Source organism: Gordonia sp. PS3 (genome assembly GCF_041950545.1).
Classification (GTDB): domain Bacteria; phylum Actinomycetota; class Actinomycetes; order Mycobacteriales; family Mycobacteriaceae; genus Gordonia; species Gordonia sihwensis.
In genome coordinates, this window is the sequence record NZ_CP169524.1 from 2,818,152 (window position 1) to 2,831,103 (window position 12,952).

Sequence of the window (12,952 nt, forward strand, 5' to 3'; positions counted from 1 at the left end):
ACAGACGAGGTTACGTCGCGAGTGCACACCCGGCCATGAACCCGGCTTCCCGGACCAGCACGCCGTTGCGATGACTCGGTTCGTCTCGTTTACGGTTGGCACATGCGCGGTTCGACTCTTCTGGGCACCTTCGCGAGGGTTCTCGGCTTCTCCCTCCTCGCCGGCATCGTGTTCCCTGTCTTCATCATCGTCTACCTGGTGGTCCCGAGCCCGCCGCTGTGGATGCTGATCGTCGGCGTCATCGGGCTGGTCGACGTCGTCGTCATCGCGACCTTCATCGCCCTCAAGCTCCACAGGTCGCATCCTCCGGTCCAAGAGCTCGACGAGCCCGGGGTCCCCGGCATCGGCACCATCGCGCACGTCGCCGACACCGCCACCGAGATCGGCGGCCACCGAGTGATGGCCTTTCGACTGGAGATCCGCGGGCCGCGGATCGACGAGTTCACCACCGAACTCAAGACCGTGGTACCGACCGCTTCGGTGGGCTCGCTCGGCCGCGGGCTGGTCGGCGTGACTGTCGGCGCCGACGGCCGGGTCGTGATCGACTGGCACGCCACCGCGCTGTACACGGGTGCGGTGCCGGCCCGGTTCGTCTCGGAGGACGACGGTCGCACCCACGACCTCACGGGACAGGCTGAACCTCTGCTGCGGATCGTCGACGCACTCAGCAGACACGGCGTCGCACTCGGCCCCACGCTCGACATCCGGAGCCATCCCGAGGTCCGCTCCGAGATCCAGACGATTCTCACCGAGCACGAGGCGTCTCGACCCGCGACCGCCGACGGCCGGTCGACTTCGCAGCGACTCGACGAACTCGCCGGGCTGCTCGACGGCGGGCGGATCTCGCGCGAGGAACACGATCGGCTGCGCCTGAAGATCCTCGACGGTCTCTGACGCGGTGAGCGCGGATCGAGCCGCCGGCCTCGGGCGCCACGCGGACGGAGGTCGGAGGCCGCGCCTCTCCGGCCTCGGTGGACTTAGTCTGATTTCATGACTTTCGAGCCAGACGGCAAGGATTGGACCTGGGTGACGAGGCAGCGATGCCCCGCGTGCGGATTCGATCCCGCCACCGTCCGGCGGGAGGACGTCGCCGACCGGATCGCCGCGTCGATCACCGGATGGAACACCGTTCTGGCTCGTGCCGACGTGCGCGTGCGGCCCGACGACCACACGTGGTCGGCGCTCGAGTACGCCTGTCACGTCCGCGACGTCGGAAGCGTGATGACCGAACGCCTCGACGAGATGCTGCGGACGCAGCCGGTCTGCTTCGACGACTGGGATCAGGACGCCGCGGCGGTGGAAGCCGACTACGGGTCGCAGAGTCCCGACGCGGTGAGCAGCCAACTCACCGCGGCGGTGGCGGGCTTCGCCGAGATGTACCGGCTCGTGCGAGAGGACGATTGGTCGCGCGAGGGACTGCGCGGAGACGGCACCGTGTTCACGGTGGAGACCTTCGCGATGTACGTCCTGCACGAACTCGAACACCACCGCACCGACGTCGGGCTTCCCGCGCGCGAGTGATCGCAGCCACTCCCGTGCCGCCCCGACCTATCGTGGAGTCGAGGAGGTGGGGAGATGACCACGGGTTTCGTACTGTCCGGCGGCGCGAACCTCGGGGCGATGCAGATCGGTATGCTCCGCGCTCTCGCCGAACGGGAGGTGCAGCCCGATTTCCTGGTCGGCACCTCGGTGGGTGCGTTGAACGCGGCGTACGTGGCGGGCCGAGGGTTCGGTCCACGCGTCGTCGACGAACTCGGCGACATCTGGCGCGGCTTGCACACGTGGCAACTGTTCCCGCCCAGTCCACGGCACATCGTCAGCGGTCTCCTCGGGCATCAGCCCGCGCTCTTCGGCGACCAGGGACTGCGCAACCTGACCGACCGGTATCTCGACTTCGAGCAGATGGACGACGCGGCCATTCGGCTGACAGTGGTCGCGACCGACCTGCTGACCGGCGACGAGGTGAACATCGATCACGGCCCCGTGGCCGAGGCAGTCCTGGCCAGCACCGCGATCCCAGGACTGCTTCCGCCGGTCGAGTGGAACGGCCGGCTGCTGATCGACGGCGGCGTCGCCGACAACACCGCGATCTCGCAGGCGCTCTCCGCACGGGCGGACACCGTCTACGTCCTTCCCTGCGGGTATCCGTGCGCATTGACCGAACCTCCCACGGGTGTGGCGGGAACGCTGATCCACACGATGACCCTTCTCATCCACAAGCGGCTGATTCGGGACATCCGGGAGTACACCGGCGACGCGGAGCTGATCGTGCTGCCGCCGCCGTGCCCACTCGACATCGGCCCGATGGACTTCTCGCGCGGCGACGAGTTGATCGTCCGCGGCTACGAGTCGGCCGTCGACGCTCTCCGGGTCGACGGCGGCCGCCGCGCGTCTCCCGCGGACCACATCGACATGCATTGGCACTGAACGGACCTCGCGCCTGCACACCGGTCGCCCGGCCCGCCGGCGGCGCCCTCACCCCCGGCGGCGGTCAGCCGCGCACATCGCGCGGGCTACGATGCCAGTCGTGAGTGAATCAGCCTCAGCCCCCGAATTCCTCTACTCCGACCTGCTGCCGATCGGTGCCGACGAGACCCCGTACCGTCTCGTCACCACCGAAGGCGTCTCGACCATCGAGGTCGACGGCCAGACCTTCCTCAAGGTGGCACCCGAAGCGCTCCAGAGACTGACCGCCGAGGCGATGCACGACATCAGCCACTACCTGCGGCCGGCGCACCTGCGGCAGTTGCGGAAGATCATCGACGATCCCGAGGCCTCGGGCAACGATCGCTTCGTGGCCCTCGACCTGCTGAAGAACGTGAACATCTCGGCCGGCGGCGTGCTTCCGATGTGCCAGGACACCGGCACCGCCATCGTGATGGGCAAGAAGTCCGAAGGCGTGCTGACCGGCGTCGACGACGGCGAGTGGATCTCGCGCGGCGTCTACGACGCGTATACCAAGCTGAACCTGCGGTACTCGCAGAACGCTCCGATCACCATGTACGAGGAGCGCAACACCGGCACCAACCTCCCGGCTCAGGTCGAGATCTACGCGACCGAGCAGGGGCCCAAGGGACCGGAGTACAAGTTCCTTTTCATGGCCAAGGGCGGCGGCAGCGCCAATAAGTCGTTCCTGTTCCAGGAGACCAAGGCGATCCTGAATCCCAAGCGGCTGCTGGAGTACCTCGATGAGAAGATCCGCTCGCTCGGCACCGCGGCGTGCCCGCCGTACCACCTCGCGGTGGTCGTCGGCGGCACCTCCGCAGAGTTCGCATTGAAGACCGCGAAGTACGCCTCCGCGCACTACCTCGACACCCTGCCCACCGAGGGCGACCTCTCCGGGCACGCCTTCCGCGACCCGGAACTCGAGGAGGAGGTGTTCAAGCTGACCCAGTCGTTCGGGATCGGCGCGCAGTTCGGCGGCAAGTACTTCTGCCACGACGTCCGGGTGATCCGGCTGCCGCGCCACGGAGCGTCGCTGCCCGTCGCGATCGCCGTCTCGTGCTCCGCCGACCGTCAGGCTCTCGGCAAGATCACCGCCGACGGCGTCTTTCTGGAGCAGTTGGAGACCGATCCCGCGCAGTACATGCCGGACGCCGGCGTCGCCGAGGACATCGCGGGCGGCGAGGTGGTCGAGATCGATCTGAACCAACCGATGGACCAGATCCTGGCCGAGCTCACCAAGCACCCGGTCAAGACACGGCTGTCGCTGACCGGTCCGCTGGTGGTGGCCCGCGACATCGCGCACGCCAAGATCAAGGAACGACTCGACGCGGGCGAGCCGATGCCCGAGTACCTGAAGAACCACCCGGTGTACTACGCCGGTCCGGCCAAGACCCCGGAGGGCATGGCGTCGGGATCGTTCGGTCCCACCACGGCCGGCCGGATGGACAGCTACGTCGAGCAGTTCCAGGCCGCCGGCGGGTCGATGGTGATGCTCGCCAAGGGCAACCGGTCCAAGCAGGTCACCACCGCGTGCGATACGCACGGCGGCTTCTACCTCGGATCGATCGGCGGCCCCGCCGCTCGTCTCGCGCTCGACTGCATCAAGAGTCAAGAGGTCATCGAGTATCCCGAGCTCGGCATGGAAGCCGTGTGGAAGATCGAGGTCGAGAACTTCCCCGCCTTCATCGTCGTCGACGACAAGGGCAACGACTTCTTCACCGATCCGGGCGGCACGGTCAGCGTGCCGCTGAGCGGTGTGCGCATCCGCTCGAAGGAGCGGTAGGTCGCCCAGGTGACGCCGGGAGCGGGGAACGTCTACCGTTCCCGCTCCAGGTTCGCCATCTTGAGGACGTCGAGCCGCCGATCGAGCTCCTCCTCCGACAGCCGGTCGCCGAGGAGCCCGCGATCGATCACCGTCTGCCGGATCGTCTTTCCTTCGCGTAGCGCCTCCTTGGCGACGGCGGCGGCCTCCTCGTACCCGATCGCGGAGTTGAGCGGGGTGACGATCGACGGTGACGATTCGGCGAGCGTCCGCAGGCGGTCCTCATGTGCCACCAGCCCGCTGATGCACCGGTCGGCGAACAGTCGGGAGACGTTGGCGAGCAGAGTCACCGATTCGAGGACATTGCGCGCCATCATCGGGATGTAGACGTTCAACTCGAAGGCGCCATTGCCGCCGCCCCAGGTGACGGCGGCGTCGTTGCCGATCACCTGCGCCGCCACCTGTGTGACGGCTTCGGGAAGCACCGGGTTCACCTTGCCCGGCATGATCGAACTCCCCGGCTGGAGGTCGGGCAGCGCGATCTCGCCGAGCCCCGTGAGCGGCCCCGACCCCATCCAGCGGACGTCGTTGGCGATCTTGGTCAACGACACGGCGATCGTCTTCAGCTGTCCCGACAGTTCCACCAGCCCGTCGCGTGCGGCTTGAGCCTCGAAGTTGTCGCGCGCGAGGCGCAGATCCTCGACACCCGTCAGTCGGACGAGTTCGGCCACCACGAGCGATCCGAACCGGTCGGGCGCGTTGAGCCCGGTCCCGACGGCGGTGCCGCCGATCGGGAGTTCACCCACGCGAGGCAACGTCGATCGGAGGCGTTCGACGCCGGCTTCGACCTGCCGCGCATATCCGCCGAACTCCTGGCCGAGCGTCACCGGGACCGCGTCCATCAGGTGTGTGCGGCCCGACTTGACCACCGACCGCCACTGGTCCGACTTCTCGGCGAGGGCGCCCCGCAGATGCTCCAGCGCCGGAATGAGGGTGCGGACGACGGCCTCGGTGGCCGCCACGTGCGTGGCGGTCGGGAAGGTGTCGTTGGAACTCTGCGACATGTTCACGTCGTCGTTCGGATGCACGGTCACGCCGCCGGCCGCCGCGATCGACGCGATCACCTCGTTGGCGTTCATGTTCGACGACGTCCCCGACCCCGTCTGAAAGACGTCGATCGGGAACTGGTCGTCGTGCAGGCCGTCGGCGATCTCCCGCGCCGCTGCGATGATCGCATCGGCCTTGGCCTCGTCGAGCAGCCCGAGATCACGGTTGACCTGCGCGGTCGCCGCCTTCAACAGTCCGAGCGCACGGATCTGAGTGCGTTCCAGCGGGCGGAAGCTGATCGGGAAGTTCTCGACGGCCCGCTGCGTCTGCGCACGCCACAGCGCATCGGCCGGGACCTTCACCTCGCCCATCGTGTCGTGTTCGATTCGGTACTCACCAGTGTCTTCAGCCATGTTCTGTTCAACCTCTCCGTCTCGACCGATGTTCCGCTGGTCTGTTCCGTCTGTCCGACCATCCGCGGGCGGACCGAGCGGTCCCGCCCGTCATCCCTTCATCGCCACTCCCTCGCGCCAGTACCCCATGAAGGCGACCTGCGCGCGCGGAATCCCCAGGTCTTTGACCAGTCTGCGCCGCAGCGTGGTGACGACGCGACTCTCGCCCGCGATCCAGTAGTACGCCTGCGCCGCCCTCCCGTCACGACCCGTCCCGTCAGTGCCCGAACCGGCATGGATCTCCTCACCGAGTCCGGAGAAGGTCGGCGTCTCCCAGACCAGCGCGTCCGCGTCGGGTGCGTCGACGGCACCGTCCAGGTCGCCCGCGGACTCACCCAGATGACCCAGGACAGCCGCATGCAGCCGCACTCCCTGTCCCGCTCCCTCGCGCGGGAGCCAGTGCACCGCGACGCCCTCGGGCGCATCGATCGGCAGCGCGTCGTCGGGCTCGGGGATCTCGATGTAGGCCGCTCCCGCCAGATCAGCGGGCGCGTCCTCAAGAATGCGGGCGATCGCGGGCGCGGCCGTCTCATCGCCGGCCAGCAGCACACGTTCGGCCGCGCCCGGCATGTACTCCACTCCGCCGCCGTCGAGTCGCCCGCGGCGCGGTCCCACGATCAGCAACTCGTCTCCCACCGCCGCCGCTGCCGCCCACGACGAGGCCGGTCCGGTCTTGTCGGGCGCCAAGTGCAGGACGAAGTCGACGTCGAACTCCGTCGCGCCACCGTCGTCGATCCGGAGGTCACGGATCGAGTACGTGCGCATCGCTCCCCTCCGGTCCTCGGGAATCGCCAGCCAGTCCTGATACCAGGTGTCGGAGTCGGACAACTCCGGGAGCTCACCGGCGACCGGAGGGAAGATCAGCTTCATCCGCTGGTCGAATGTGGCGCCGGGATTGCCGAAACCGGTGAGGCCGGCCCCGGTGAACGTGATACGGACGAAGTTCGGCGACAGCCGCTGCACGGCGCCGACGGCGGCACGCGTGACGCACAGCGGCGGCAGCGGGGTGGTCTCGGTGACAGGCATGGATCTCCAATCGGTGCGGTCGGCTACATCGACGAGCCGGCGCGGTTGACACGGATGAGCAGATAGATGAGGAAGGGCGCACCGAGGACACCGGTCACGACACCGACCGGATAGCGGTGGCCGAGCGCGTATTGGCCAACCAGGTCGCCCGCCAGTACCAGGGTGGACCCCACCAGCGCCGACGGGATCAGCGGTGAGGAACCCGGACCGACGAGCCGGACCGCGATGGGACCGGACATGAACGCGACGAAGGAGATCGGACCGGCCGCCGCGGTTGCGAATGCCAACAGCAGCACGGCTCCGAGGATGAAGACCAGACGCGCGGCATCGACGCGCGTGCCGAGACCTGCGGCGGAATCGTCACCCAGGGTGAGCACCGCCAGGTTCCGCGAGTTGACGACGAGTGCCGGCAGCAGCACCGCCATCGCGGCGGCCAGCGGCACCAGTTGCGGCCAGGAGGCGTCGGCGAGGCTTCCGGTGAGCCACTGCAACGCGGCCGCCACATCCCACTGCGATGCCTTGGCCAGCACGTACGAGACGAGGCTGCTGAGCATCGCCGCCACGCCGATGCCGATGAGGATCAGGCGTGTTCCGGCGAACCCTCCGGCGATCGACAACCCGTACACCGCCCCCACGGTGAGCAGTGCACCGACCAGCGCGGCCACCGACACCGCCGGTCCGGTGAGTCCGAAGACCACGATCGCGCCGACCGCCGACGCCGACGCACCCCAGGAGATCCCGATGATGTCGGGCGAGGCGAGCGGATTGCGCAGCAGAGACTGAAAAGTCACCCCGGCCAGACCGAAGGCGGCGCCGGTGAGCAACGCCGTCGCCGCTCGGGGAAGTCGCAGCTCGCCGACGGTGAACGAGGCGCCCGGAACCGTCTGCCCGCTCAGCACGCGCAGGACGTCGCCGAGCGGATAGAAGGTCTTGCCGACCATCAGACTGACGAACAACAGCCCGATCACAGTAAGAGCCAACACCCCGGTCACGAGCCGGGCGCGCCGAACCCGTGCACGACGGCCGGCGAAGAGGTCGAAGGCGGGAGATTCCGTCGCGGCGGTCACAGCGCACGCACCCGCTGACGACGAACTATCCAGATGAACACGGGCGCTCCGATGAGCGCCGTCACCACGCCGACGTCCACCTCGCTCGGTCGGGCCACGAGCCGGCCGACGACGTCCGACAGCACCAGCAGCCCGGCGCCGGCGAGTGCGGAGAAGGGCAACAGCCATCGGTGGTCGGCGCCGATTGACGCGCGGCATGCGTGAGGCACGAGCAGGCCGACGAATGCGATCGGACCGGCGATGGCGGTGGCCGCACCCGCGAGCACGACCGCCGCGATCCCGGTCACCAGACGAGTGCGGAACACGTTCTCCCCCAACGCTGTCGCGACATCGTCGCCGAGTGACAGAGAATTCATCCCGCGAGCGCATCCGAGCATCACGATCGCCCCCGCCGCGAGGAAGGGCGCGACCACACCGATGCGGTGCCAGTCCGCGCCTCCGACGCCGCCGACCTGCCAGTGCTGGAACTTCTGCATCACGTCGACGCGAGGGAGCAGGACTGCGCTGATGAGGCAGGTCAGCGCGGCGGCGGTGGCCGCGCCGGAGAGGGCGAGCTTCAGCGGCGTCGCACCGCCGAAGCCCATGGAACCGACCGCGTAGACGAAGACCGCGGTGGCGAACGCTCCCGCGATCGCCACGGCGATGTACCAGTAGGGGTCGGACATCCCGAAGGCCACGATGCCGGTGACGACGGCGAGCGAGGCGCCCGTGGAGATCCCGAGGATGCCGGGATCGGCCACCGGATTGCGAGTCACGGCCTGCATACCCGCGCCCGAGAGAGCGAGGGCCGCGCCGACCAGCATCGCCAATACGGTGCGCGGAATCCGTTTGAGCACCGCGGCTTCGGCGATGCCGTCCGATCCGCCGGTGAGCGCGCCCCAGATCTCTGCTGGACTCACCGCGCGTACACCGAAGGCCACCGAGACACCGAACAGGATGACGAGGAGGAGCGCGCCCGCGATCAGACTCCCGATTCGCACCCCGACGCCGCGAGCCGCCGATCGGTCCGGGACAGTGTCCCGTCGGGTGGGCGCGACCGCGGTCACTTGTCGGTCAGTCCCGCGGCCAGAGTGGAGAAGTAGTCGTCGATGCCCCACGGGATCGACAGCGGCGACGGATTCGCCATGGCGGCCAGCGGGGTCGCGTCCTTCAAGATCGCGACGTGCCCGGCAGCGATCGCGGGGATCTTCGACAGCAGCGGGTCGGCCTTCAGCCGCGCGACCGTGGAGTCGTCGCCGTAAGTCACGACCAAATCGACGTCACGGAACCGTTCGGCCTGCTCGGCACTCTCCTCGACGTAGAACTCGTCGGTCCCCGCGCTCTTCGCGGCCACCTCCGCCGGCGGCGCCATTCCGACGCTGTCGAGGAAGCCCTGCCGAGTGTCGTGCGTCGTGTAGAAGCCGATCTTGCTCAGATCGGTCGGGTCGAGGTACGCGAACATCACCTTGCGCCCCTTGAGCTCGGGATGCTTGTCGAGGGAGCCGATCACCTGACCGGTGAGCTTCTCGATCAACCGATCCCCCTCTGCTTGGAGCCCGATCGCTTTGGAGTTCATGCGGACCATGTCCTGCCAGGACGTGCCCCACGCGGTCTTCGGGTAGGCCACCACGGGTGCGATCTTCGAGAGCTTGTCGTACTCCTCCTTCGAGAGCCCCGAGTACGAGGCGAGGATGACGTCGGGCCGCGTGTCGGCGACCGCCTCGTAGTCGATGCCGTCGGTTTCGTCGAACAATTCCGGCGTCGGTGCACCGAGTCGCTTGAGTTCGTCCTCCACCCACGGCAGCACACCGTTGCCGTTATCGTCGCCCCACGCCGCCTTGCTCATGCCTACCGGGACCACGCCCAGCGCCAACGGCACCTCGTGATTGGCCCACGCGACGGTCGCCACACGCTCCGGCTTGCTCTCGATGGTCGTGGTTCCGTACACGTGCTCCACCGTCACCGGGAATCCTGCGCCCCCGGCACCCGATGATCCCGCCCCGTCGCCGGAGGAAGAACAGGCCGCCAGCGAGACGGTGAGGGCGGTCGCGAGAACGAGGCCGAGCAGTCGGCGAGGTGACATCAGCAGCACTTCCGAATTGTCGAATTAGGTCAGCCTATACTTGGATAGGCTTCCCTAATGTAACAGCTCCGGTCGTTGGCTCAGAACAGGCCCGTGGCCCGCGACACTCGGGTTAAGGTCCATCCGAACGCCCCGTCAGTTCGCATGTCTCACGACCGAATGGGAGCCCACCGAGATGATGAAATTCCTGCAGAACCTCGGCAAATCGATCATGCTGCCGGTGGCCGTCCTGCCGGTGGCCGCGATCCTCGTCGGTATCGCCAACTGGATCATCGGCATCAACGACGACAAGCCGAACGTCGTCACCTCGTTCCTGCAGACCGCGGGCCTTGCGGTGCTTTCGAACATGGCTCTGCTGTTCGCGGTCGGCGTGTCGATCGGTATGGCCCGCAAGTCCGACGGCACGTCGGCGCTCGCCGGTCTGGTGTCGTGGCTGGTCGTCACCAGCCTGCTGGCGCCCACGTCGGTGATGACACTCCTCGGCCGCGGGTACACGACGTCGATCGCCAAAGAGGGCGCGACCATCACCGAGGGCCAGAAGCTCGTCATGGACAACGGCCATCTGGCGATCCAGACCCCGGACGTCAACGAGGCCTTCGCACCCGGAGCGTTCCAGAACGCGTTCATCGGCATCCTGTGCGGCATCATCGGTGCGCTCTGTTACAACCGCTTCAAGGACGTCAAGCTGCCCGACGCGCTGTCGTTCTTCTCCGGCCGCCGGTCGGTGGCCATCGTGACGGCGGGAGTCTCCCTGATCGTCGCGCTCATCCTGCTGTTCATCTGGCCGCTCGTCTACAGCGGCCTCGTCTGGTTCGGTGAGCACATCGTCGATCTCGGCGCCGTCGGCACCGGGCTCTACGGCTTCTTCAACCGGTTGCTGATTCCGTTCGGACTGCACCACGCTCTGAACTCGGTGTTCTGGTTCGACGTAGCGGGGATCAACGACCTGAACAACTTCCTCTCGGGTGAGGGCACGTTCGGCGTGACCGGTCAGTACATGACCGGGTTCTTCCCGATCATGATGTTCGGCCTTCCGGGCGCCGCGCTCGCGATGTACACCACCGCGAAGACGACGCGGAAGAAGATCGCCTACGGCATCCTGCTCTCCGGCGCGGTCTCGTCGTTCTTCGTCGGCGTCACCGAACCGCTCGAGTTCGCCTTCATGTTCCTGGCTCCCTTCCTCTTCGTGATCCATGCGGTCTTCATGGGCATCTCGATGGCGATCTGCCAGCTTCTTCCGGTCCGAATGGGCTTCGGCTTCTCCGGCGGCTTCGTCGACTTGGTGCTGAACTGGAAGAACCCGATGGCCGAGAATCCCTGGATCATCATCGTGCTGGGCATCGGTTGGTTCTTCGTCTACTTCCTGGTGTTCCGGTGGGTGATCCTCAAGTTCCAGCTCAAGACGCCTGGGCGCGAGGACGACGAACCCGTCGACGCCGATGACGAGGGAGGCGTCTCAGCCGGGTTCATCGGCACCGCGGCCAAGTTCATCGACGCTCTCGGCGGCAAGGCCAACATCCTCGAACTCGACAACTGCGCCACCCGTCTGCGCATGGAGATCGACGACACGGGCAAGGTCGACGATTCCGCGCTCAAACGGGCCGGAGCTGCCGGCACCATGAAGCCCGGCGGGCATTCGGTGCAGGTCATCTATGGACTCAACGTCCAGTTCGTCAAGGACGCGATGGAGAAGATCATGTCCGGCGAGGTGGATCCGACGGCGGTCGAAGCCGCGGTGGAAGCAGTGGACGAGGCCGAGGCTGCCGTCGCCGAGGCGGAGGCCGAGGAGGGTGCCGCGCACGACGGCTCGACCGCCGTCCTGACGAAACCGGCAGCGAAGGTCATCACTCTGCAGCGCCCGCTCCAGGGGTACGCGGTCGACCTCTCGGAGGTCCCGGACAAGACCTTCTCCAGCGGCATGATGGGGCCGGGTGCGGCCGTCGTCCCCACGTCGGGCGAAGTGGTGGCCCCCGCAGATGCGACCGTCGTGACGGTGTTTCCCACCGGTCATGCCATCGGACTCCGACTAGAGGACGGCACGGAGGTGCTGATTCACGTCGGCCTCGACACCGTGAAACTCAAAGGCGACGGGTTCGAACCACTCGTGAAGGCCGGCGACACGGTCAGCGCCGGACAGCCGATTCTCAACGTCGATCTGGCCAAGATCCAAGCCGCGGGCTTCGCCACCGTGACCCCGGTGGTCGTCATGAACGACAAGTCCGCGACCGTCGAACTGACCTGACGGAGACCGCCGCGCGTGCTGGAATCATGCGCGGCGGCGGGTGCAGGTTCTGAGCTTGTCCGGCGTGGTGGATGGTGTTCAGGCGCCAGGGGTGGTCGGTGGTGGCTGGTCGCCAGGCCATGCGTCCGGCATCGGGCCCGTGGTCAAGCCGTCTTTACCTGACTAACTGAAAGCTATCACCCGGGCGTGACAGAGATCACTGACGGCCGGCACGACTCACCTTCGCGACTTCGCCGCCTCGACGAACCTGCTGATCGCGGCCAGATCCTTGACGCCCGGCGCGGACTCGACGCCACTGGACACATCGACACCCCACGGGTGCGCTTGAGCGATCGCGTCCGCGACGTTGTCCGGAGTGAGTCCGCCCGCGAGCAGCCACTGGCCCGACAGTCCGCGGTCAGTGAGCATCGACAGATCCCAGCGCTCCCCCGACCCCGGCTTCGGCGCATCGAGAAGCAGCCGCTCCTCCCCGTACGCTCCGACCGTCAACGGCGGCTCGTGCACCAGCGATGTCGCGCGCCAGATCCGGCCGATCCCTTCCGCCGCCGCACGAAAGTCCGCTTCTCCGTAGCGACGCCCGTGCAGTTGCAGAACGTCGAAGCCGAGGTCGACGGCCAGGGCCGCGGCATCGACCGCGGGCTTGTCGTTGACGACGAGAACGATGTCCAGGCCGGGCCCTCCCGCGCTTCGTCCAGCGCGCACCACCGCGCGCGCCCGGTCGCGATCGACGGCACGGGGACTCGTCTCGTTCATCACCACACCGATCGCATCGGCTCCGGCCGAGACCGCCGCACCGACAGCATCCTCCGACGTCAGGCCGCACACCTTCACGTACATGCCGTCCATGCT

At 67.5% G+C, this 12,952-nt stretch carries 11 protein-coding genes; 5 read left to right on the plus strand and 6 right to left on the minus strand.

What is annotated here, in order from left to right; all coding sequences use genetic code 11:
- Nucleotides 1-102 precede the first annotated feature (102 nt).
- The 4 genes from ACE11G_RS13040 to ACE11G_RS13055 all read left to right on the plus strand — a co-directional run bounded on the left by ACE11G_RS13040 (nucleotide 103) and on the right by ACE11G_RS13055 (nucleotide 4,228).
- The gene (locus ACE11G_RS13040; protein ID WP_346075898.1) at nucleotides 103-894 is read left to right on the plus strand and encodes a hypothetical protein; all 792 of its coding nucleotides are present in this window, start codon (nucleotides 103-105) and stop codon (nucleotides 892-894) included.
- Nucleotides 895-990: 96 nt separating this feature from the next.
- Nucleotides 991-1,521 (plus strand): DinB family protein, encoded by a 531-nt coding sequence (locus tag ACE11G_RS13045; protein WP_006897535.1) that lies wholly within the window; start codon nucleotides 991-993, stop codon nucleotides 1,519-1,521.
- 54 nt (nucleotides 1,522-1,575) lie between these two features.
- Nucleotides 1,576-2,427, plus strand: coding sequence for a patatin-like phospholipase family protein (locus tag ACE11G_RS13050; RefSeq protein WP_006897536.1), 852 nt, complete (start codon nucleotides 1,576-1,578; stop codon nucleotides 2,425-2,427).
- A 100-nt stretch (nucleotides 2,428-2,527) separates the two neighbouring features.
- On the plus strand, nucleotides 2,528-4,228 hold the full coding sequence (locus tag ACE11G_RS13055) for a fumarate hydratase (RefSeq protein WP_006897537.1): 1,701 nt from the start codon (nucleotides 2,528-2,530) through the stop codon (nucleotides 4,226-4,228).
- Between the two features lie 32 nt (nucleotides 4,229-4,260).
- On the opposite strand, the gene ACE11G_RS13060 is transcribed toward ACE11G_RS13055, so the two are convergent.
- The 5 genes from ACE11G_RS13060 to ACE11G_RS13080 form a co-directional block, all read right to left on the minus strand.
- Entirely contained in the window at nucleotides 4,261-5,667 is a 1,407-nt protein-coding gene (locus ACE11G_RS13060) for a class II fumarate hydratase (protein ID WP_006897538.1), read from the minus strand.
- 90 nt (nucleotides 5,668-5,757) lie between these two features.
- Nucleotides 5,758-6,732 (minus strand): siderophore-interacting protein, encoded by a 975-nt coding sequence (locus tag ACE11G_RS13065; protein ID WP_375002480.1) that lies wholly within the window; start codon nucleotides 6,730-6,732, stop codon nucleotides 5,758-5,760.
- A 23-nt stretch (nucleotides 6,733-6,755) separates the two neighbouring features.
- On the minus strand, nucleotides 6,756-7,799 hold the full coding sequence (locus ACE11G_RS13070) for an iron chelate uptake ABC transporter family permease subunit (RefSeq protein WP_006897540.1): 1,044 nt from the start codon (nucleotides 7,797-7,799) through the stop codon (nucleotides 6,756-6,758).
- A complete protein-coding gene (locus ACE11G_RS13075) occupies nucleotides 7,796-8,779 on the minus strand; it encodes an iron ABC transporter permease (RefSeq protein WP_231650041.1) in 984 nt (327 codons plus the stop codon). The genes ACE11G_RS13070 and ACE11G_RS13075 overlap by 4 nt, the downstream gene beginning before the upstream one ends.
- 62 nt (nucleotides 8,780-8,841) lie before the next feature.
- Entirely contained in the window at nucleotides 8,842-9,861 is a 1,020-nt protein-coding gene (locus tag ACE11G_RS13080) for an iron-siderophore ABC transporter substrate-binding protein (protein ID WP_039867848.1), read from the minus strand.
- 175 nt (nucleotides 9,862-10,036) lie between these two features.
- On the opposite strand from ACE11G_RS13080, the gene nagE reads away from it, so the two are divergent.
- A complete protein-coding gene (nagE, locus tag ACE11G_RS13085; protein ID WP_062367163.1) occupies nucleotides 10,037-12,103 on the plus strand; it encodes an N-acetylglucosamine-specific PTS transporter subunit IIBC in 2,067 nt (688 codons plus the stop codon).
- A 216-nt stretch (nucleotides 12,104-12,319) separates the two neighbouring features.
- On the opposite strand, the gene ACE11G_RS13090 is transcribed toward nagE, so the two are convergent.
- Entirely contained in the window at nucleotides 12,320-12,949 is a 630-nt protein-coding gene (locus ACE11G_RS13090; RefSeq protein WP_006897544.1) for a phosphoribosylanthranilate isomerase, read from the minus strand.
- Between the last annotated feature and the right edge of the window lie 3 nt (nucleotides 12,950-12,952).